General features: G+C 71.9%; 18 protein-coding genes and 1 riboswitch. Of the genes, 3 read left to right on the top strand and 15 right to left on the bottom strand.

The window, feature by feature from the left end; translation table 11 throughout:
- The 3 genes from AXW62_RS22805 to AXW62_RS22815 form a co-directional block, all read right to left on the bottom strand.
- The coding region (locus AXW62_RS22805) for an ArsA family ATPase (protein ID WP_060946156.1) at positions 1-1,072 on the bottom strand (1,072 nt) is incomplete at its 3' end.
- A gap of 268 nt (positions 1,073-1,340) precedes the next feature.
- The gene (locus tag AXW62_RS22810; protein WP_030831507.1) at positions 1,341-1,781 is read right to left on the bottom strand and encodes an SRPBCC family protein; all 441 of its coding nucleotides are present in this window, start codon (positions 1,779-1,781) and stop codon (positions 1,341-1,343) included.
- Positions 1,782-1,847: 66 nt separating this feature from the next.
- Entirely contained in the window at positions 1,848-2,609 is a 762-nt protein-coding gene (locus tag AXW62_RS22815; protein WP_060946157.1) for a metallophosphoesterase family protein, read from the bottom strand.
- A gap of 252 nt (positions 2,610-2,861) precedes the next feature.
- Here AXW62_RS22815 and AXW62_RS22820 point away from each other — a divergent pair, with 252 nt between their 5' ends.
- Positions 2,862-4,658 (top strand): AMP-dependent synthetase/ligase, encoded by a 1,797-nt coding sequence (locus tag AXW62_RS22820; protein ID WP_060946158.1) that lies wholly within the window; start codon positions 2,862-2,864, stop codon positions 4,656-4,658.
- A 102-nt stretch (positions 4,659-4,760) separates the two neighbouring features.
- Here AXW62_RS22820 and AXW62_RS22825 read toward each other — a convergent pair whose 3' ends face one another.
- The 6 genes from AXW62_RS22825 to AXW62_RS22850 form a co-directional block, all read right to left on the bottom strand.
- Positions 4,761-5,903: a glycosyltransferase family 4 protein gene (locus tag AXW62_RS22825; RefSeq protein WP_060946159.1), complete on the bottom strand. Its 1,143-nt coding sequence runs from the start codon at positions 5,901-5,903 to the stop codon at positions 4,761-4,763.
- A 307-nt stretch (positions 5,904-6,210) separates the two neighbouring features.
- Positions 6,211-7,485: a hypothetical protein gene (locus AXW62_RS22830; RefSeq protein WP_370682930.1), complete on the bottom strand. Its 1,275-nt coding sequence runs from the start codon at positions 7,483-7,485 to the stop codon at positions 6,211-6,213.
- 31 nt (positions 7,486-7,516) lie between these two features.
- Positions 7,517-8,719, bottom strand: a complete 1,203-nt coding sequence (locus tag AXW62_RS22835) for a C40 family peptidase (protein ID WP_060946160.1) — start codon at positions 8,717-8,719, stop codon at positions 7,517-7,519.
- 215 nt (positions 8,720-8,934) lie between these two features.
- Positions 8,935-9,960: a C40 family peptidase gene (locus tag AXW62_RS22840; RefSeq protein WP_030831488.1), complete on the bottom strand. Its 1,026-nt coding sequence runs from the start codon at positions 9,958-9,960 to the stop codon at positions 8,935-8,937.
- 788 nt (positions 9,961-10,748) lie between these two features.
- Positions 10,749-12,110: an NYN domain-containing protein gene (locus AXW62_RS22845; protein WP_060946161.1), complete on the bottom strand. Its 1,362-nt coding sequence runs from the start codon at positions 12,108-12,110 to the stop codon at positions 10,749-10,751.
- 18 nt (positions 12,111-12,128) lie between these two features.
- Positions 12,129-12,374, bottom strand: coding sequence for a hypothetical protein (locus AXW62_RS22850; RefSeq protein ID WP_030831482.1), 246 nt, complete (start codon positions 12,372-12,374; stop codon positions 12,129-12,131).
- A gap of 155 nt (positions 12,375-12,529) precedes the next feature.
- On the opposite strand from AXW62_RS22850, the gene AXW62_RS22855 reads away from it, so the two are divergent.
- Together AXW62_RS22855 and AXW62_RS22860 are read left to right on the top strand one after the other, a co-directional pair.
- Complete coding sequence (locus AXW62_RS22855; protein WP_060946162.1) at positions 12,530-13,240, top strand: rhomboid family intramembrane serine protease; 711 nt, start codon at positions 12,530-12,532, stop codon at positions 13,238-13,240.
- Positions 13,237-13,518, top strand: coding sequence for an Lrp/AsnC ligand binding domain-containing protein (locus tag AXW62_RS22860; RefSeq protein ID WP_030831476.1), 282 nt, complete (start codon positions 13,237-13,239; stop codon positions 13,516-13,518). Before AXW62_RS22855 ends, AXW62_RS22860 begins: the two co-directional genes overlap by 4 nt.
- A gap of 191 nt (positions 13,519-13,709) precedes the next feature.
- On the opposite strand, the gene AXW62_RS22865 is transcribed toward AXW62_RS22860, so the two are convergent.
- The 6 genes from AXW62_RS22865 to ctaE all read right to left on the bottom strand — a co-directional run bounded on the left by AXW62_RS22865 (position 13,710) and on the right by ctaE (position 21,164).
- Complete coding sequence (locus tag AXW62_RS22865) at positions 13,710-15,104, bottom strand: aminotransferase class V-fold PLP-dependent enzyme (RefSeq protein ID WP_060946163.1); 1,395 nt, start codon at positions 15,102-15,104, stop codon at positions 13,710-13,712.
- A gap of 419 nt (positions 15,105-15,523) precedes the next feature.
- Positions 15,524-15,642: riboswitch (SAM riboswitch) on the bottom strand.
- Positions 15,643-15,726: 84 nt separating this feature from the next.
- Positions 15,727-16,800, bottom strand: a complete 1,074-nt coding sequence (trpD, locus tag AXW62_RS22875; RefSeq protein WP_060946165.1) for an anthranilate phosphoribosyltransferase — start codon at positions 16,798-16,800, stop codon at positions 15,727-15,729.
- A 178-nt stretch (positions 16,801-16,978) separates the two neighbouring features.
- Positions 16,979-18,616, bottom strand: coding sequence for a cytochrome bc1 complex cytochrome b subunit (qcrB, locus tag AXW62_RS22880; RefSeq protein WP_060946166.1), 1,638 nt, complete (start codon positions 18,614-18,616; stop codon positions 16,979-16,981).
- Positions 18,613-19,668, bottom strand: coding sequence for a cytochrome bc1 complex Rieske iron-sulfur subunit (gene qcrA, locus AXW62_RS22885; RefSeq protein ID WP_060946167.1), 1,056 nt, complete (start codon positions 19,666-19,668; stop codon positions 18,613-18,615). Before qcrA ends, qcrB begins: the two co-directional genes overlap by 4 nt.
- Complete coding sequence (qcrC, locus tag AXW62_RS22890) at positions 19,665-20,474, bottom strand: cytochrome bc1 complex diheme cytochrome c subunit (RefSeq protein ID WP_030831458.1); 810 nt, start codon at positions 20,472-20,474, stop codon at positions 19,665-19,667. Before qcrC ends, qcrA begins: the two co-directional genes overlap by 4 nt.
- A 69-nt stretch (positions 20,475-20,543) precedes the next feature.
- The gene (ctaE, locus tag AXW62_RS22895) at positions 20,544-21,164 is read right to left on the bottom strand and encodes an aa3-type cytochrome oxidase subunit III (RefSeq protein ID WP_030831455.1); all 621 of its coding nucleotides are present in this window, start codon (positions 21,162-21,164) and stop codon (positions 20,544-20,546) included.
- Positions 21,165-21,302 lie beyond the last annotated feature (138 nt).

The following is a 21,302-nucleotide window of genomic DNA, read 5'->3' on the forward strand; positions in this document are numbered from 1 at the left end:
CGGCCCCCGGATCCGCGGCCCGCGGATCCATGGGCCTCGGATCCGCCGGACGCGGGCCACCGGCACCGTACGGATCACCACCGCCGTGCGGACCACCGGCGCCGCGCGGATCACCACCGCCCTGCGCATCGCCACCGCCCTGCGCATCGCCGATGCCGTGCGGGTCGCGGCCCAGGTGCGGCAGTTCGAGGACCGGGACGGCGGGGGCCCACTGCTCGTACAGCTCCTTCAGCGCGGCCTGCTGCTGACCGGAGAGCGCGGCGAGCCACGGGTCGGAGCTCCCGGTGGGCAGCAGCCGGTTCGCGATGACCGCCTCCACCCGGCAGCCGTGCAGCGCCAGACCCGCGCGGGCGGTGCGCAGCGCACGGTCGGCGAGCGGCCCGGGGTCCACGACCAGCCGTACGGTCGTGGCCTCCGACTCCATCACCCCCTGGACGGCGGCCAGCTCCCGCTCCCAGCGCTCGGCCGTCTCGTAGAGCTTCTGGGCGGGCATCGGCACCCCCGCCAGCTGGGCGAGCATCGGCCGCAGCGCACGGGCCGCCTGCCGCTCGGCGGGCATCAGCCGCCGCAGATAGCGCCGCAGCTGCTCGGGCAGCGCGAGCAGCGCGACCGTGTCCGGCGCGGGCGGCATGTCGACGACCAGGACGTCCCAGCCGGCGCCGGGCGGGGCGGTCTGGGCGGCGCGCAGGGCGCGCAGCAGCGCGATGGTCTCCACCCCGGGGGGGGCGGTCAGCTCCTCGCCGTCCAGCGGGGTCGCGCCGAGCATGTCGAGCAGCCCGTGGCCGCGGTCCTGCAAGGCGGTCAGCTCACCGCGGAACCACTCGTCCGTGACGACCCGCGCGGCCCACAGCCCCGGGGCGAGCTCGACGGGGACCGACCAGGGCAGCCGGTCCGCCGACCGTCCGGGGGCCGAGCGCAGCGGGCCGATGCCGAGCAGCGCCTCGGGGGTGCCGTCCGGGTCGGCGGTGAGCAGCAGGGTCCGCTGTCCCTCGCGGGCGGCGGCGAGGGCGGTCGCGGCGGCCACGGTGGTGCGGCCCGCGCCGCCGGTACCGGTGACGAGGACCGTACGCATGAAGGAGCCTCCGGCTGGGGGTGGGGCGTCAGTGGGGCGGTGCGGTGTGGGTGATCCGCACCGGCCGGAGCGTACCCCGCGCCGCGGACCGCCCCGGGATCTTCCGGTCCGGCGGCAGGGTCCTCGGCCCGTCTGACCGCAGGGCCCTCGGTCCGTCCGGCGGCAGGGCCCTCGGTCCGCCTGGCAGCAGGTTCCTCGGTCCGTCCGGCGGCGCGGTCCGGCCGAGTCCCGCTCCGCCGCGTCCCTGCGGCGGTGCGAGCGTTCCCGGTCAGGCGCCCTCGACGCGCTTCTTCAGGCCCGCGAGCGCCCGGTCGATGATGACCTTCTCGGCCTTGCGCTTGATCATGCCCAGCATGGGGATCTTGACGTCGACCGTGAGCTGGTACGTCACCTCGGTGCTCTTGCCGCCGTCCAGCGCCGACAGCCGGTAGGAGCCGTCGAGGGTGCGCAGCATCTGGGACTTGACCAGGGACCAGTTGACCTGGTCGTGGCCGGTCCAGCTGTACCGGAGGGTGTAGTCGTCCTTGATCGCGCCGGCGTCGAGCAGCATCCGCACCTGTTCGGCGCGGCCCTGGTCGTCCTTGGTGAGGATGTCGGCCTCCTTCACCTCACCGGACCACTCCGGGTAACGGTCGAAGTCGGCGATCACCTCCATCACGTCGGCCGGGGCCGCCTCGATCGTGATGCTCGAGCTGGTGTGTTCCGCCATCGCCGTGGCTCCTCCGTACCGGTCCGCCGCATGGGATCTCTGCCGCTGAAGGCTACCGCGCGCCCGTCACCACTCCAGGGTCCAGGGGGTGCCGGAGGAGGCGAAGTGTCCGACGTTGACGCACTCGGTGGCGCCGATCCGCATACGGCGGGCGAGCGGCTGGTGGACGTGTCCGAACAGGGCGTACTTGGGCCGGACCGCGTGGATGGCCTCCAGCAGCGCGGCGCTGCCGCGTTCGAAACGGCGGGCGACGGTGTCGTAGCAGAGATCGGGCACCTCGGGCGGGATGTGGGTGCAGATCACGTCCACCTCGCCGAGCGCGGCGAGCTTCGCCGCGTAGGTCTCGTCGTCGATCTCGTAGGGGGTGCGCATCGGCGTGCGCAGCCCGCCGCCCACGAAGCCGAAGACCAGCCCGCCGATCTCCACGCGTTCGCCGTCGAGGACGGTGGTACCGGGCCGGGCGTACTCCGGCCACAGTGACGGCATGTCGACATTTCCGTAGGTGGCGTACGTCGGGGTGGGGAACGCCGCGAAGAGCTCGGCGTACTGACGGCGGACCCCGGCCTCTATCGCCGCGTCGCGGTCGAGCCCCGCCCACAGCCGGTTGCCGAGCTCCCGGGCCTCCTCGAAGCGGCGGGCGGTGCGCAGCTCGACCAGGCGGTCGGCGTTCTCCACCCCGAAGAGATCGGGGAAGATGCCACGTGAGTGATCCGCGTAGTCGAGGAAGAGGACGAGGTCGCCGAGGCAGATCAGGGCATCCGCGCCGTCACCCGCCTTCTTGAGGTCCTCACTGTTGCCGTGCACGTCACTCACCACGTGGACTCGCATGCGTGTCACCCTAAGACGTAAGGACCCGCGCCCGTAAGGTGTTCTGCCGGTGCCGCCCCGCGTCTACCTGCGGTTCCTCCACGGTCGCGGCTTCCGTCGACTAGTCTGCGGGCAGCACGAAGGCGGTGTGTGACGCATCAAACATCTGGGCAGAAACCCCTATCCCGGAAGCGTACCGATGGGTAACGTCCGGGCCGTCCACCACCCCCCATGCCCTGCAGCGGCGCCGGCGCCCCACGAGGAGCAGCAGTCTTGCGCGAGTTCAGCCTTCCGGCCCTGTACGAGGTTCCGTCCGACGGCAATCTGACGGATCTCATCCGCCGCAATGCCGCACAGCACCCCGATGTCGCCGTCGTCGGCCGCAAGGTCGGGGACCGGTGGGAGGACGTGACCGCGACCGAGTTCCTGGCCGAGGTGCGCGCCGCGGCCAAGGGACTGATCGCGGCCGGGGTGGAACCGGGCGACCGGGTCGGCCTGATGTCACGCACCCGCTACGAGTGGACGCTGCTGGACTTCGCCATCTGGAGCGCGGGCGGGGTCACCGTGCCGGTGTACGAGACGAGTTCAGCCGAGCAGGTGCAGTGGATCCTCAGCGATTCGGGCGCGGTGGCCGCGCTGGTCGAGACCGCGGCCCACGAGGCCGCCGTCGAGGCCGTGCGGGACACCCTGCCCGCCCTGGAGAACGTGTGGCGGATCGACGGCGACGCCCTCGGCACGCTGCGGAAACTGGGCGCGGACGTGCCCGACGAGAAGGTGGAGGAGCGCTCGTCGATCGCCACCGCCGACTCCCCCGCCACCATCGTCTACACCTCGGGCACCACCGGCCGTCCCAAGGGCTGTGTGCTCTCGCACCGCAGCTTCTTCGCCGAATGCGGCAACGCGGTGGCCCGGCTCAAACCGATCTTCAGCACCGGTGAGTCGTCGGTGCTGCTGTTCCTCCCCGAGGCGCACGTCTTCGGGCGGCTGGTGGAGATCGCGGCGGTGCTGGCGCCGATCAAGCTCGGCCACGTACCGGACGTGAAGTTCCTGACCGAGGAACTCGCCGCGTTCCGGCCGACATTGGTGCTGGGCGTGCCGCGCGTCTTCGAGAAGGTCTTCAACGCGGCGCGGGCGAAGGCCCAGGCCGAGGGCAAGGGCAAGATCTTCGACAAGGCGGCCGACACCGCCATCGCGTACAGCAAGGCGCTGGACACCCCGGGCGGACCGTCCTTCGGGCTCCGGTTCAAGCACAAGGTCTTCGACCGGCTGGTCTACGGCAAGCTGCGGGCCGCGCTGGGCGGCCGGGCCACCCACGCCATCTCCGGCGGAGCGCCGCTGGGCGCGCGGCTGGGCCACTTCTACCGGGGCATCGGCTTCACGGTCCTGGAGGGGTACGGCCTGACCGAGTCCTGCGCGGCGACCACCTTCAACCCCTGGGACCGGCAGAAGATCGGCTCAGTAGGCCAGCCGATGCCGGGGACGGTGGTGCGCATCGCCGACGACGGCGAGGTGCTGCTGCACGGTGAACACCTCTTCACCGAGTACTGGAACAACCCGGCGGCCACCGCGGACGTCCTGTCGGACGGCTGGTTCCACACCGGGGACGTGGGCACGCTCGACGAGGACGGCTACCTCACCATCACCGGCCGGAAGAAGGAGATCATCATCACCGCAGGCGGCAAGAACGTCGCCCCGGCGGTGATCGAGGACCGGATCCGCGCCCACGCCCTGGTCGCCGAGTGCATGGTCGTCGGCGACGGCCGCCCCTTCGTGGGCGCGCTGATCACGGTGGACGAGGAGTTCCTGCCGCGCTGGGCGGCCGAGCACGGCAAGCCGGACGGCGTCACGGTGGCCGAGCTGCGGGAGGACCCGGAGCTGCTGGCCGAGATCCAGCGGGCGGTGGACGACGGCAACGCGGCGGTGTCCAAGGCGGAGTCGGTGCGCAAGTTCCGGATCCTGGCCACGCAGTTCACGGAGGACTCCGGGCATGTGACCCCGTCGCTGAAGCTCAAGCGGAATGTGGTGGCCAAGGACTTCGCGTCCGAGATCGAGGCCATCTACCACGGCTGACGGCGGGCGGGGCCGGGGCGGGGCCGCCGGGCCCGGTCCATCGCCAGGGCAGGGCCCCCGGGCCCGGTCCATCGCCAGGGCAGGGCCCCCGGGCCCGATCCGTCACAGCAGCGACGTCAGGCGGTCGGCCAGCAGGTCCCAGCGCCAGCGCTCCTCCACCCAGGCACGGCCCCGTTCGCCCATGCGGCGGCGCAGCTCCGCGTCCTGCAGGAGCGTCACGACCCGCTCCGCGCACTGCTCGGCGGAGCCGCCCGGCACGACCCAGCCCGTCTCCCCGTCCAGCACCGCGTCCGGCGCGCCGCCCGAGTCCCCGGCGACGACCGGCAGACCGGTGGCGGACGCCTCCAGATAGACGATGCCCAGGCCCTCGACGTCCAGCCCGCCGCGGCGGGTGCGGCAGGGCATGGCGAAGACGTCGCCCGCGCCGTAGTGGGCGGGCAGCTCCTCCCAGGGGACGGGGCCGGTGAACCGTACGGAATCGGCCACTCCCGTGGTCTCCGCGAGCCGGTGCAGATCCTTCGCGTACGGCCCGCCGCCGACGATCAGCAGCACGGCGTCCGGCACCCGCCGCAGGATCCCCGGCATGGCCCGGATCAGCGTGTCCTGCCCCTTGCGCGGCACCAGCCGGGAGACGCAGACCACGACCGGCCGCCCGGCCAGGCCCAGCCGGGCCCGGACCTCATCGCCGCCCGAACCGGGGTGGAAGGTCTTCTCGTCCACACCGGGCGGGAGTTGGACCATCCGGGCGGCGGCCCCGGGGTCGAGCGCCGAGGCGATGCGGGAGCGGGTGTACTCACCGAGATAGGTGAGGGTGTCCGTGGCCCCGCCGATCCGCCGCAGCAGCCGCCGTGCGGCGGGCAGCTGCGCCCAGGCCGCCTCGTGGCCGTGCGTGGTGGCCACCACCCGCCGCGCCCCCGCCTCGCGCAGCGTGGGGGCCATCAGCCCCAGCGGCGCGGCGGCACCGAACCACACCGAGGTGCAGCCGTGCTCACGCAGCAGCGCGGTCGCGCGGCGGGTGACGCGCGGGGTGGGCAGCAGCATGGTGGTCCGGTCCCGTACGACCTGGTAGGGCTGCTCGGCGTCGAAGCGGGCGGTGGCCTCGGCGCCCTCCGGTCCGCGCTTCCAGGTGGACGCGTAGACGACGATCCGGTCCGGGTCCAGGCGCAGCGCGATGTTGTGCAGGAACGCCTGGATGCCGCCGGGGCGCGGCGGAAAGTCGTTGGTCACCAGCAGGGTCTTGTCCATCGTGGCCGACAGTACCGGGTGCGGTGGCGCGGTCCCGCACCGCGGCGTGCGACCCGGGTGCGGGCGGCGCGGTCCCGCACCACGGCATCCGGCCCAGGTGCGGTGGCGTGGTTCCGCACCACGGCGCCCGGCCCGGACGCGGAGACGCGGTCCCGCACCACGGCATCCGGCCCAGGTGCGGTGGCGTGGTTCCGCACCACGACACCCGACCCACACCCCGAAGACGCGGTCCCGCACCACGACACCCGACCCACACCCCGAAGACGCGATTCCGCACCACGACACCCGACCCGGACGCGGGCGGCGCTCAGCCCAGCTCGCTCGCCACGTACTTCCGCCACAGCGCCGTGAACTCCGTCAGGCTCACCCCCACCACCTTCGCCAGCGCCGACTCCACCGCGCCCGAACGCTCGGGCGCCCTGCCCACCGTGCGGTAGAACGCGACCAGCTTCTTCTCGCCCCACCGGTCCGCGATCAGGCGGCAGGCGAGCCAGCCCTGTTCATAGGCGCGGGAGAGGCTGTCGGGATCGCTGCCGAAGCGGAAGTCGTCGTCGCGCGGGAGCGCGGCGGGAAGCCGTCCGGCGGCGACGGCCTCGGCGAGTTCCGGGGCGACTTGGCGCGGGGTGCGGCCCGGGGTGCGGTAGCCCACCCAGTCGGCGAAGCCCTCGGAGAGCCAGAGCGGGGTGGCGGGGGTGGTGACGGCGCGGGTGGCGACGTGGGCCGTCTCGTGGGTGACCACGACGCGTCGGCCGAAGTCGCCGAGGACCTGGTACGCCTCGGGGTTGACGATCACCCGGTCGGCCGGGGCCTCGTCCCCGGTCCCGCCGACCTCGCCGGTGGTGACGGCCGCGATCCCGCGGTAGCCGTCCGCGGAGGCGCCGAGCAGGGCGGCCATCCGGTCCAGCGAGGCGGGGACCTCGACCACGACGCGTCCGGCCCACTCGTGCGGCCAGACCCGGTCCAGGGCGGGCACCGCCCGGTCCGCGGTGTCGGCGACGGCGCGCAGCAGCCGCCGGTCCTGGCCGACGCCGAGGACGAGGCTGTGGGCACCGCGGACGACGTCGACCGTGCCCTGGTCCCAGAGCTGTTCGATACCGCGCTTGCCGTCCACCACCCCGTCGTCGGAGGCGACGTACCACCGCCCGCCGCGCTCGGCGAGGGTCAGGTACTGGGCGGAGACGACCGGCGCGGTGTCGTATCCCTGGAGCCGGTAGCGGAGTTCGACCTGGGCGGCCAGGCGGCGGCCGGCGACCCGGGCGGGCTGGAAACCGCCGGTGCGCACCAGTCGGTAGGTCCACGAGCGCAGCGGTACGGCGGACATCTGCCGGAACACCCGCCGCTGCTCGGCCCGGTAGCCGGCGGAGCCGCGGTCGACGGTGGCGAGGAACGCCTCCGCGTCCCGGCCCCGGACCGCCGCGGCCCGCCGGTCGAGCATGCGCTGCACGGCCCGCCCGTCGCGCCCCTCGGGGTCGTCGGGCGCGGGGACGGGGCCACAGCCGTTCAGCGCGGTCACGGTGCACGCGCCCACCAGCGGCAGGCACAGCAGCGCCCGCCATCCGCCCGATCTCCACCGACCCGCCACGTCTTAGATCGTACGAGCCCGCACGCCGGCTTCAGACGCGTGTGATGGACGAGATCGGCAACATGCCGACGGGATCGTAGCGGACCCGCGCCCCGGGGTAAGGGGCGTGGATCACCTGGCCGTTGCCCGCGTAGATGGCGACGTGGCTGGCGTCGGAGCGGTAGACCACCAGGTCGCCGAGGCGGGCCTGGGACAGCGGCACCGGCTGCCCGGCCTGCGCCTGAGCCTGTGAGGTGCGCGGAATGGCCACCCCGGCGCGGGCGTACGCCCATTGGGTCAGCCCGGAGCAGTCGAAGGCGGTGGGGCCGGCCTGGCCCCACGCGTACGGCAGCCCGACGGCCGCCCGTGCCGCGCCGAGGGCCGTGGCGGCCCGCCCCGAGGACGGCACGGGAGGCGGTCCGCCGGTGCGGGCGCCAGGACGCGCGCCGGGGCCGGAACCCGGACCGGGATCAAAACCGGAACCGAAACCGGAACTGGAACCGGAATTGGAACCGGAACCGGGCTCGAAACCAGTGCGGGGGCCGGAGAGGGAGTCCGGCAGCCCGCCGGCGAGGGCGCCGGACTCCCGTCCGCCCGCCCGTGAGGCGCGGCGTACGTAGGTCTCCCACTCTCCCGGCGGCAGCGCGTTCACCAGCCGCCGCGCGGTGGCCAGCCGGTGCTGGACGGCCCTCTTGTGACGCGCCACGGCCCGGCGGCTGTCCTCCAGCTTCACCAGCTTCGCCGCGGCCTCCGCCCGCTCCTGCCGCAGCGACCGCTGGGCGTCCTGGAGCACCCGCAGCTGCGCGGCCTGGCGGCTGGTGATCCGCTGCAGGGTGGCGGCCCGGTCGAGGTACTGGGCCGGGTCCCCGGAGAGGATCAGGGCGAGGCCCGGGTCGATCCCGCCGGTGCGGTACTGCCCGCCGGCGAGGGCACCGAGCGCCGCCCGCATCCGGTTGACCCGCCCCTGGCCGCGGGCGACCCGGTCCTGGATCCGGTCGACCTGGCGGTGCAGGCCCTGGGCGCGCGTCCGGGCCGCGTTGTAGCGCTCGGTGGCCCGCTCCGCCTGGGCGTAGAGCGTGACGATCCGCTCGCCGACGGACCGGGCGGAGGGGCGGGCTGCCGGGTCACTCGGTTCGGCGCCGGCCGCCACCGCGGACAGTGCGGCGGCGGAGGCCACTACGGCCGCCGAGGCGGCGGCCTTGACGATGGCCCGGCCGGACCCGGGATTCACGACGCGACGGCGACAGGACGCCATGGGAAGCCGCACTCCTTTCCGCAGTGCCGGGCGGGAACTGCGGGCAGACAGTAGCCGGGGGGCTGGACACGGTCCAACGGCGTTCCGGTGCGGGCAGCCTGACACCCCGCCGACGACGCAGGTCATCGACGGGGCGGGGGCTCAGCGAGCGGGTGGGAGATTCGCCCGAAAGGACGGTCCTCCAGCGGTGCGGGACCGCTGATTCCGGCTCCGGGTCAGACCCGGACGCCGAACTGGAACGGCATGTTGTCCATGGACTCGTACCGCACGTTGGCACCGGGCTTGGGCGCGTGCAGCACCTGGCCGTTGCCCGCGTAGAGACCTATGTGGTGCAGATCGCCGTAGAAGAGCACCAGGTCGCCCGGCTTGAGCTCGCCGCGGCCGATGCGGGTACCGGCGTTGGCCTGGTCCTGCGAGATGCGCGGCAGCTGCACACCTGCCTGCTGGTACGCCCAGCCGGTGAGGCCGGAGCAGTCGAAGGAGGAGGGACCGGTCGCGCCCCACACGTAGGGGGTGCCGATCTTCGTCTTGGCGGCGGCCAGCGCGGCGGCGGCACGCCCCGACTCGGGCACCTCGTTGCCCAGGTCGACACGGCTGCTGGAGCGGTTGGCACGCTCCTGCTCCTTGGCCGCGAGCTGAGCGCGCTCCTTGGCGGTGAGGGTGTTGAGAAGGTTCCGGGCCTTGGTGAGCTTGCCCTGGATCTCGTCCTTCTTCTTGCCGAGCGCCTTACGGGTGTCCGCGAGGTCCTGCAGCTTGGTGGACGCCTCCTGGCGCTGCTGCTTGAGCGTGCGCTGCTTGTCGGCGATCTTCCGCAGCGACTCGGCCTGCTTGCCGCTCAGCTGGTTGAGGGTGGACGCCTTCTCGAGGTAGGTGTCCGGGTCGGAGGAGAGAAGCAGCTGCACCGAGGGGTCGATACCGCCGGAACGGTACTGGGCGGTGGCCATCGCGCCCAGGCCGTTGCGCAGCTTGTTCAGCTCCTCCTGGCCGCGCGCCACCTTGTCCTGCAGCTCGCCGACCTGCTTCTCCAGCTTCTGCTGCTTCTCCTTGGCGCCGTTGTACTTCTCGGTCGCCTGCTCCGCCTCTTCGTAGAGCTTGTCGACCTGCTCCTTGACGTCCTTCTTGTCCTGCTTCGGAGCGGCCTGGGCGGCCTGAGACGTGAGGGCGACGGCAGCGGCCGCGGTCGCGGTGAGGACGGTTACCCGAGTGCGGCTCGGCTGCTTGGGTCGACGGTGGGACGCCACGAAGGCGAGCTCCTTCTTCCTCCAGCCGCCTACCGGGAGTTGTGGGGTTGTGAAGCCCCGGCTCCGCGACAGTGCGCGGACTCGGCGGTACCTCCGCTGTCACCCCGGATGGGTGATCAACCGCGCGAAGGTTCGAGCTGACCATAGTGACCTCGCCGTGATCCGTTCAAATCCCGACGGCAAAAAAGTCGCTCCGGGAGGGCATCTTTTACAAACGCCATACGGGCAGTGATGACCAATTGACGCTCCGCAGACATCGGAAGCGGTCCAGGGCCGACTTCTGACGTCATTCGGGCACGGGGCGCCCTAACGGCATGTCAGGTGTCAGGAGACGTAAGGGGGTTCGGGCAGGGCTTCAGGCACCGTCACCGGAACGGGCCTCAGCTCCAGCAGATCCCGGGCACCGGCTTCGGCCCCGGGCCGCCGGGCACGGGGCGCGGGCCGCGGGAATCGGGGCGCGGGGCGCGGGAACCGGGGCGCGGGCCGCGGCCGCAGGTTTCGGGCACGGATCTCAGGTACGGGCCCCGGGCGCGGGCCCCGGGCGCGGGCCACGGGCTGCGGGCCCCGGGCACAGATCACGAACTGCGGGCCACGGGCGCGGGCCTCAGCACGGGCCTCAGACACGGGCCTCAGAACGGGCCCTGGGCACGGGCCCAGGTACGGGCCACGGGCTGCGGGCCCCGGGCACAGGTCTCAGAACGGGCCTTGGGCACGGGCCCAGGCACGGGCTGCGGGCCACGGGCGCGGGTCTCAGTACCGGCCCCGGGTACGGCCCCCGGCGCGGGCCTTCAGGTGCGGGCAAGTCGCTTCAGCAGCAACGCGGATGCCACCGGGCGCGCTCCGGCGCGTGCCACCCCGTCGGCCACCTCGCGGTCGGTGGACACCACCACCACCGGCCGGCCCGGCGGCTCCGCCCGCACCAGCTGTCGGATCAGCTCGTCCGCCGTCACGCCCGGCTTGCTGAACAGCACCCGCACCCCGCGCGGCGGCGCGAGCAGCACCGGCGCGGCCAGCTCCGCCCCGTCGAAGACACAGGTCATCTCCGCGCCCGTCTGGGCCGCGAGCACCGCCAGCCCGCCCAGCAGCCGCAGCCGCTGCTTCTCCAACGGGATCGTGGGATAGCCGGTCTTGGTGACGTTGTAGCCGTCCACCACCAGATGCGCCTGCGGCAGCGCGAGCAGCTGGTCCAGCAGCGCCGGGTCCGTCTCCGACAGCGCCCGGGTCGCTATGTCCTTCGGTGTCATCTTCCCCGGCTCCACGGCGGCCACCGTGTCCGCCGGGCGCATCGACGCGGGCGGCAGGGCCAGTTCGCGCCGCAGCCCCTGCGCCGCGTCCAGCACCGTGTCCAGCAGCAGCCGCAGCCGCATGTCCTCCACGCTGCGCCCCTCGCGCACCGCCCGCCGGCTGGCCTCCAGCGCCGATTCCGCCTCCGCGAGCCGGGCCCGCAGCCGCCGCGCCTCGCTCTCCGCGGTCGCCTGACGCGCCGCCGCCTCCGACCGTACGGACTCCAGCTCCGCCTCGGCCTTGCGCAGCGCGGCCGCGCCCCGCTTCACGTCGCTCTGCGCGCTGCGCAGCTTGCGCTGGAGCGCGTCGTTCTCCTTGCGGGCCGCCTCCAGCTCGGCACGCGCCCGCTCCGACTCATGGCGGGTGGCCGTCCTGGCCTCGGCGAGTTCGTCGCGCAGCCGCTGCAGCTCGCGCGCCGCCTCCTCACCGGCCCGTTCGGCGGAGGCCCGCTGCGCCTCCTCGCCCGCCGCCTCGACCAGCTTGACCCAGCCCGCCGGGCGCAGCACGTACGCCACCGCCGCGACATCCGCCGGATCGGCCGCCGCGGGCGGTGAGCCGCCCTCGATCGCCTCGGCCAGCTCGGGCTGGGTCTCCCGCAGCCGTCCCGCGATCCGCTGCCGGAAGAGGGGGTCGCTCTCCACCGCCGCGGCCATCGCGTTGCCCGCGAACTTGGCACGGCGGGTCGGGGTGAAACGGGCGTACTGCCGCAACTGGGTGGGCAGCTCGGTGACCGTCAGGCCACCGAAGGCATCCGCGACCAGCGCCACCACGCGCCGCCGCACCCCTTCCGGCAGGGGGCGGTCCAGCGCCTCGGTGACACCCTCCGCGTCACCGGCCGCCCCGGGGACGCCGGTCCGCTCCACCACCTGTCATCGCTCCGTTTCTCAGGCGCTCGCGCCGGCGCTCGGACGGTCCACCAGCTCGATCTGATCGACCGCGTTGCACCAGCGGCAGCGCACTGACTCAATGCTCTCACTGAGCACCTCACGTTCCTCGACTCTGGGTTCCCCGGCCAGGTCGAGATGCACATACTCCACGGCCCTGGTCGAGCGGGTCACATCGAATCGGGTGAGGTTGCCGCACAGCGTGCAACGCCAGCGGGTCCGGTCGGTCGGCAGGGGAACGGCCATGATCGCGGGTCCTCGTCTCTCGGCTTGTCGGCGGCGTCCTGTAACCCTACGGCCTGAGCCCTGGCCCGTGCCGGGCCCGTACCGCCCCCCGCGTCCCGGCGCAAGCGCGGCGAGGCACTCTGTGGAGGTTGTGTCCGGTACGCAATGATCTGACCATGATCGAGACGTCGGCGGGGCACGGCCGCCCCTTGATGACGTACGGCCTGATCGTCAGCTGCTGCCTGATCTTCGTCCTCGGACCGGCCTCGGGGCTCAACCCCCGCTACGGCTCGGGCGGCGAGCTGGTGGCGGCTCAGTCCGCGTACTTCGAGCGCTGGGGAGTGGTGCCCAGCGCCCTGTGGAGCGGCGCCCGCGATCAGCCGCTCGCCCCGCTGACCGCCCTGTTCGTGCACGGAAACTGGCTGCATCTGCTCGGCAACATGCTGTTTCTCTACGTCTTCGGCGCGATGACCGAGGAGCGGATGGGCCGGGTCCAGTTCGCTCTCTTCTACCTCGTCACGGGCTATCTGGCGCTGCTCGGCTACGCCGCCGCGCACGCCGACTCCACCCAGACCCTGGTGGGCGCCTCCGGGGCCATTTCCGGGGTGCTCGGCGCCTTTCTGTGGCTGTTTCCCCGGGCCCGGGTGACCAGCCTCTTTCCGTTCCTGTTCTTCCTCCCGCTGCGCTTCCCGGCCTGGGCGGTGCTGATCTTCTGGGTGGCCCTCCAGTGGCTGGCCGCCCGGGAGGCCGACGACCGCCCCGGGGTCGCCTATCTCGCCCATCTCGTGGGCTTCGCGCTCGGCTTCCTCTACGCGTGGGCCCGGTTCGGGCGGACGCGTAGAGTGGGCGGCGCAGCCAGGCCCAGCGAGGGAGAAAGCCAGCCGTGATCACTTCGATCGTGCTCATCAAGACCAGCGTGGACCGGATCCCGGAGATCGCCGAGAAGATCGCCGCGCTGGAGGGTGTGAGCGAGGTCTACTCGGTCACCGGCGCGCACGATCTGATCGCGATGGTGCGGGTGGCCCGGCACGACGACCTCGCGGACATCATCCCGGGCCAGATCAGCAAGGTGCCGGGGGTGGCCTCGACGGAGACGCACATCGCCTTCCGGACGTACTCGCAGCACGACCTGGAGGCGGCGTTCGCCATCGGCCTGGACAGCTAGGGCCTGTCGGAACCCGCAGAACAGACCCGCAGAACAAAGGGAGCGCCCTTCCCGGCCCGGCGGGCGGGGAAGTCCCGCGCTCATATGACGGCCCGGGGCGTCCGCGCGGGCCCGGCCCCGGGGCCTGCCCGGCGCCCGCCCGGGGCCCGGACAGCCGGGCCCCGCCCTCCTCGTCGGCGCCCGCCCGGGGCTCAGCCGCGGTCCGGGACGCAGCGGCCGTTCTCGGTGCGGTAGCTCCACCGGGCGCCGTCGCGCACCAGCTCCTTCACCGCGCGGACGAACCGCTCCACGTGCTCGTCCGGGGTGCCCGCCCCGAAGCTGACCCGGATCGCGTTCAGCGACCGCTCCCCCGGCGCCGCCTCGGGCGCACCGCATTCGCCCGGCTCGTCGGGCTCGCTGTCCAGCAGGGTGCGGACCAGCGGATGCGCGCAGAACAGCCCGTCGCGGACGCCGATGCCGTACTCCGCGGAGAGCGCCGCCGCGAAGTGGGAGCTGTTCCAGCCGTCCACCACGAACGAGAGCACCCCGACCCGGGGCGCGTCGTCGCCGAACAGCGACAGCACCCGCACCTCGGGCACCTCGGCCAGCCCCTCCCGCACCGTGGCGATCAGCTGCCGCTCCCGGGCGACGAGGCCCTCGAAACCGGCCTCGGTCAGCGCCTTGCAGGCGGACGCGATGGCGTAGACGCCGATGACGTTCGGCGAGCCCGCCTCGTGCCGGGCGGCGGTGGTGTGCCACTCGACGTCGACGCCGCCGTCGTCCCGGCGGGTCACCTTACGGCTGGCACCGCCGCCCGCCAGATACGGCCGGGCCGCGCGCAGCCAGTCGGCCCGTCCGGCCAGCACACCGGCCCCGAAGGGCGCGTACAGCTTGTGCCCGGAGAAGGCCACCCAGTCCACGTCCGCCGCCGCGATGTCCACGGGGTGGTGCGGGGCCAGCTGCGCGGCGTCCAGCACGATACGGGCGCCGTGGGCGTGCGCCGCCGCGGCCAGCTCCCGCACCGGCCACAGCTCACCGGTCACATTGGACGCACCGGTCACGCAGACCAGCGCCGGGCCCTCGCCGCGCCCCGCGAGCGCCGTCTGAAGGGTCCGCACCGCCTGCCGCGGGGAGCGCGGGGCGCTCAGGTAGCGGACGGTGACGTCCTCCCGCTGCTCCCAGGGCAGCAGCGAGGCGTGGTGCTCGGTCTCGAAGACGAAGACCTCGGTGCCCCGCGGCGCCACGGCGGCCAGCAGGTTGAGCGAATCGGTGGTGGAGCGGGTGAAGACGACCTGGTCGTCCTCGCGGCAGCCGAGGAAGGCGGCGACGTCCTTACGGCTGTTCTCGAACAGGTCGGTGGACAGCTGCGAGAGGTAGCCCGCCCCGCGGTGCACGCTGCCGTAGTAGGGCGCGTAGGCGGCGATGTCGTCCCACACCCGCCGCAGGGCGGGCGCGCTGGCGGCGTAGTCCAGCGCCGCGTAGGTCACCTCGCCGCCGGTGACCAGGGGCACCAGTACATCGCTGCCCAGCACGGGCAGCGGCTCGCAGGCGGCGGGGGAATCTGCGGCGGAGTCGGCGGAGTCGAGGGCAGAAGGGCGCGCGGACATGGCGGAGTCTCCCGGAGGGTGGAATGGCGTGAATGCGTGACGCGCACGGAATCGGCCGTGGACCGGCCGTCGGGGCGCGGAAAGTCGCTCGGCGCGCGGCGGCACCGCGAGCCGGACGTGGATGGCGGAACGGGGCCGTTCGGCCCCCAGGGCCTGTCCGGCGGATCTTCGCGGGCCCGTGGCGCCCGGCACCGGCCTCGCCGCGTCGTCGGGATCGCCCCGCGGACCTCCTGCGGGGAACGGCCCTACGCCCTGCGACGCTCCCCCGGCCACCGCCGGGAGGTGCCTGCTGTGCCCGACACCGCGGGCCCCGCGGCCTCAGCCGCCGATGTCACGGACGCGAAGATCGTCGGACAGGCCTAGCGCATTCGCTGCATCACGGAAGAACTCCCTCGACCACCAGGACCCCTAGTGCGAGGGGTCCGCGCTTGCCACCGGCCTCGCTGCCAGGCGGCCTGGTCATCACCCGGGGCACCCCGCCACGGACGGAGGGTTGCCGGACAGCGGGCCGGGGCCGTAGTCGCTGTCGCTCGTGACCTGGTCAGGAGTATGCCATGCCGGACGGCGACGCCCCTGCCCTGTCCGTATCCCGGACAGGGCAGGGGCGTCGCGAGGGGTCCGCTCAGGCGTTGGTGGCCCGCACCCACCGCTCCAGGGCGTCACGCGCCGCGCCGGAGTCGATCGACTCGGCGGCCCGCTCGATCCCCGCCGCGATCCGCTCCGCCAGGGGCCGGCCCTCCGGCCCCGGTTCGAGCGCCGTGAGCGCCGCCGCGGAGTTCAGCAGCACCGCGTCCCGGACCGGGCCCTTCTCGCCGGCCAGCAGCCGGCGGGCCACATCGGCGTTGTACGAGGCGTCCGCGCCGCGCAGGGCCTCCACGGGGGCCAGTGCGATGCCCACGTCCCGGGGGTCGAAGGTCTCCTGGCGCACCGCGCCGTCCCGGACCACCCACACCTGGGAGGTCGAGGTGACGGTCAGCTCGTCCAGTCCGTCGTCGCCGCGCATGACCAGCGCGGAGGAGCCGCGCTCGGCCAGCACACCGGCGATGATCGGCGCCATCCGGGCGTCGGCCACCCCGGTCGCCTGGCTGGTGACCCGTGCCGGGTTGGTCAGCGGGCCCAGGAAGTTGAACGGGGTGGCGACCCCCAGCTCGCGGCGGGCCGCCGCGACGTGCCGCAGCGACGGATGGAACTTCACCGCGAAGCAGAAGGTGATCCCCGCCTCCTCGGCGACCTCGACCACCCGCCGCGGGCTGATGTCCAGGTTGACGCCGAGCTTCTCCAGTACGTCGGAGGCGCCGCTGGCGGAGGACGCGGCACGGTTGCCGTGCTTGACGACCCGCGCGCCGGTCCCGGCCACGACCAGCGCGGACATGGTCGAGATGTTGACGGTCCTGGCGCGGTCGCCGCCGGTGCCGACGATGTCCACGGTCGCCCCGGGCACCTCGATCACTTTGGCGTGCTCGTACATGGCCCGCACCAGACCAGTCATCTCGGAGACGGTCTCGCCCTTGGCCCGCAGCGCGACCGCGAAACCGGCGATCTGGGCGTCGGTGGCCTCGCCCCGCATGATCCGGTCCATGGCCCAGGCCGTGTCGTCCGCGCCGAGGTCCTGGCCGGCGAGCAGCGAGCTCAGTACGTCCGGCCAGGTGCGGGCCGTCGCGGTGCTGTCGCCTCCGGCGGGGGTCACAACGTCCATGGTCCGCTCCTGGATCCGTGGGGGTGGGCAGGGAAGGGGTCCGCGCACTTCAGCGGCCCGCCGCAAGCCTATCGGCAGGACGACCAGGGCCCCGGCCCGGACCGTGCGGTCCGGGCCGGGGCCCTGGTCTGTGGCGTTGCTCGAGCGTGGAAACCGTCAGACGAGAGGTGCCGGGAGATCAGTGGTGGCCGTGGCCACTGGTGATCTCGTGGTACTCCTCGCGGGTCGGCTTCGGAATGACGTTGTCCCCGCCGTAGTAGCCCTTGGAGAGCTTGGAACGGAGCTTCTGGGAACGCTTTATCTTCCGCTTGACCCCGTTCTCGTCGACCTCCGGGCCGATCTCGTAGGGCTCGGGCTGGTCGTGCTGGGTGAGCGCGAACAGCTGGTCCTGCGAGAGCGGCTCGTGGACCTCGATGAACTCACCGTGCGGCAGCCGCTTGATGATGCCGGTCTCGCGGCCGTGCAGCACCTTGTCGCGGTCGCGCCGCTGGAGGCCGAGGCAGATCCGCTTGGTGGCGATGAACGCCACGACCGGGCCGGCGAAGAACCCGATGCGCACGAACCACGTGATCGCGTTGATCGACAGGTGGAAGTGGGTGGCCCACAGGTCGTTGCCGCCACCGATCAGCATCACGAAGTACGCGGTCAGCCAGGCGACACCGAAGGCCGTACGGGTCGGGGCGTTGCGCGGGCGGTCCAGGATGTGGTGCTCGCGCTTGTCGCCGGTGATCCAGGACTCGACGAAGGGGTACAGCCCGATCGCGAAGAGGACCAGCGGGAAGAGCACGATCGGGATGAACACACCCAGCACCAGCGTGTGGCCCCAGGCGGTGATCTCCCAGCCGGGCATCACCCGCACCAGACCCTCGGCGAAGCCCATGTACCAGTCGGGCTGGGCGCCGGTGGACACCTGGTCCGGCCGGTAGGGACCGACGGTCCAGACCGGGTTGATGGTGGCGATCGCGGAGATGGCCGCGATCACGCCGAAGACCAGGAAGAAGAAGCCGCCCGCCTTGGCCATGTAGACCGGCAGCAGAGGCATGCCGACGACGTTCTTCTCGGTCTTTCCGGCCCCGGGGAACTGCGTGTGCTTGTGGTAGAAGACCAGGATCAGGTGCGCCACCAGCAGACCGAGCATGATGCCCGGCAGCAGCAGGACGTGGACCGGGTAGAGCCTCGCGATGAGGTCCTCACCGGGGAACTCGCCGCCGAAGACGAACATCGAGATGTAGGTGCCGACCACCGGGATGGACAGGAACACACCCTCGATGAACCGCAGACCGGTGCCGGAGAGCAGGTCGTCGGGGAGCGAGTAGCCGGTGAAGCCGGTCAGCATGCCGAGGAAGAACAGCAGGAAGCCGAACAGCCAGTTGATCTCACGCGGCTTGCGGAACGCACCGGTGAAGAACACCCGCATCATGTGCGTGAACATGCCGCACAGGAAGACCAGCGCCGCCCAGTGGTGGATCTGCCGGATCAGCAGACCGCCGCGCACCTCGAAGCTGATCTTCATCGTCGAGTCGAACGCCTCGGACACCTTGACGCCCTGCATCGGGACGTACGGTCCGTGGTACGTGACTTCCGACATGCTGGGATGGAAGAACAGCGTCAGGTACACACCCGTGAGGATGATGATGATGAAGCTGTAGAGGCAGACCTCGCCCAGCATGAAGGACCAGTGGTCCGGGAAGATCTTGCGCATGTTGGCCTTGGCCAGGCTGTAGATCCCCAGCCGGCCGTCGGCCCAGTCGGCGACGCGCTCGCCCGCGGGCGCTTTGCCGCGGCGCTGCGCGCCGCTGTCGCTTGCAGTGCTCATCCGCGCTCCCAGTAAGCAGGACCGACGGGCTCCGAGAAGTCGCCCATGGCTTCGAGGTATCCCTGGTCGTTGGCCCTGATCCGCAGCTGCGGCAGCGCGTGACCGGCCGGACCGAAGATCACTCGGCCACCGTCGGAGAGGTCGAAGGTCGACTGGTGGCAGGGGCAGAGGACATGGTGGGTCTGCTGCTCGTAGAGGTTGATCGGGCAGCCGACATGGGTGCAGATCTTGGAGAACGCCACGATGCCCTCGTGGGACCAGTCCAGCTCGCGCTTGTCCTTGATGTTCTCCGGCTGGAGCCGGACCAGCATCAGGGCCGCCTTGGCGATCTCCGTCTGGAAGTCGTGGTCCTTCTCGCTCATGCCCTCGGGCATGGCGAAGGTGAGCGAGCCGACGCTGATGTCCTCGGGGCGCAGCGGCTGCATGGTGTTGTAGTTCATCAGCCGCTTGCCCTTGGCCCACTTGGTGTGCCGCAGCTTGGTGCCCGGCAGCGGGCCGAGGTCGCGCAGCAGCACGACGCCGGAGAGCGGCACCAGCGCGAGCGCGCCGAAGAGGGTGTTACGGGCGAGCTTGCGCCGGCCGAAGCTCGACTCCTGCGCACCCTTGCGGAAGTCCTCGAGGACCTTCGACTTCACCTCGGGGCTGGCCTCGATGGGGTGCCGCTCGTCGGCGATCTCCACATCGGACATCAGGGTGCGGGCCCAGTGGACCGCGCCGGCGCCGATGGCGAACAGCGCGATGCCGAGCGTCACGCCGAGCGCGAAGTTGAGCGCGCTGATGTGCCCGATCGGGAAGACGTAGATGTACTTGTCGACCGGGATCGCCACATAGGCGGCGATGAAGGCGATCGTGGCCAGCATCGAGACCGTGAAGAGCAGGGCGACGGTGCGCTCGGAGCGCTTCGCGGCCCGCTCGTCGATGTCCTGCTTGCGGTGCTCGTGCGGGGGCAGCCCCGGGTCGGCGAAGGGATCGTCGGCCGGCCTTACGGCGCTCTCGGCCCCCCGCCCTTCCGGCAGCTTGTCTTCTGCTTCTGAAATCTCGTGGCTACTCATGACTTCTTGGCCTTTGCGGTCCGGGCGGCGACCCAGATGGTGAGGACGATCATCGCGCCCATACCGAAGATCCAGCCGAACAGGCCCTCGCTGACCGGGCCGAGCCCGCCGAGCTCAAGGCCACCGGGGTTCTTGGACTTGTCGCTGTTGACCGTGTCGAGGTACGCGATGATGTCCTGCTTGTTCTTCTCCGGCATCACGGTGTCGGGGAAGGAGGGCATGTTCTGCGGGCCGGTCTGCATGGCCTCGTAGAGATGCTTGGGGCTGACCCCTTCGAGAGACGGCGCGAACTTGCCGTTGGTGAGGGCACCGCCCTTGCCGCCGAAGTTGTGGCACTGCGCGCAGTTCGTACGGAAGAGTTCCCCGCCCTTCGCGACGTCCGCGCCGTCGGTGCTGTACTGCTCCTTGGTGGGCGTCACCGGACCGGCGCCGAGCGAGGCGATGTACGCGGCGAGCTGCTCGATCTCCGCGTCCGAGTAGATGTTCTTCTTCTTCGGCACCTGGGCGCCCGGCTGCTGCGCGGGCATGCGGCCGGTGCCGACCTGGAAGTCCACGGCGGCGGAGCCGACGCCGACCAGGCTCGGGCCGTCAGAGGTCCCCTGACCGCCCGTGCCGTGGCAGCTGGCGCAGCCGACGGCATAGAGCTTCTTGCCCTCCTCGATGGCGAGGGACTGGGCGGAACTGTCGTCGGCCTTCGCCTCGCTCGGCGAAAACGCTGCGTACAGCCCCCCAGTGACCGCCAGCGCGAAGAGTAGGACGACGAGCGCAGCCAGCGGATGGCGCCGTCGTGCGGAGAGCTTTTTCACGGATTACCCCGGTGTCAGGATCTTCTGCGTCGATGCTGTTAAGGACGTGGTTCCGGTACGGTGACCGGCTTACTTGATCATGTAGATCGTGGCGAAGAGGCCGATCCAGACGACATCGACGAAGTGCCAGTAGTAGGACACGACGATGGCCGCCGTCGCCTGCTGGTGGGTGAACCTCTTGGCCGCGTACGTCCTGCCCAGGACCAGCAGGAAGGCGATCAGGCCGCCCGTCACATGCAGTCCGTGGAAGCCGGTGGTCAGGTAGAACACCGAACCGTACGGGTCGGACGAGAGCGAAAGCCCTTCGTGCTTGACCAGCTCGGTGTATTCGAAGATCTGACCGCCGATGAAGATCGCGCCCATCATGAAGGTGATCACGAACCAGGTCCGCAGCTTCTTCACGTCGCCGCGCTCGGCGGCGAAGACGCCGAGCTGGCAGGTGAGGGAGGAGAGCACCAGGATCGTGGTGTTCGTCGCGGAGAACGGGAAGTTCAGCGCGGACGCCATTTCCTTCCAGTGCGCCGCCCCGGTCACCGATCGCAGGGTGAAGTACATCGCGAAGAGGGCCGCGAAGAACATCAGCTCGGAACTCAGCCAGATGATGGTTCCGACGCTGGTGAGGTTCGGCCGGTTGACCGACGGGTGCGCGTGCCCGGTTTCTACTGCTGTTGCTGTCGCCACGACCGACATTATGTCGGTCGCTTATCCAGCCCTCACTCCCGGGGGTCCCGTTCGGAGTGTCAAGGGCCGCGTCAAGGGCATCGACGCTGCTCGTCGGGGTTGTTCGCGACAGTCCCCCGAAGGGAGGAGAGATCCGTACGCCCCCTC

The sequence above is a fragment of the Streptomyces hygroscopicus subsp. hygroscopicus genome (genome assembly GCF_001553455.1).
Taxonomy (GTDB): domain Bacteria; phylum Actinomycetota; class Actinomycetes; order Streptomycetales; family Streptomycetaceae; genus Streptomyces; species Streptomyces hygroscopicus.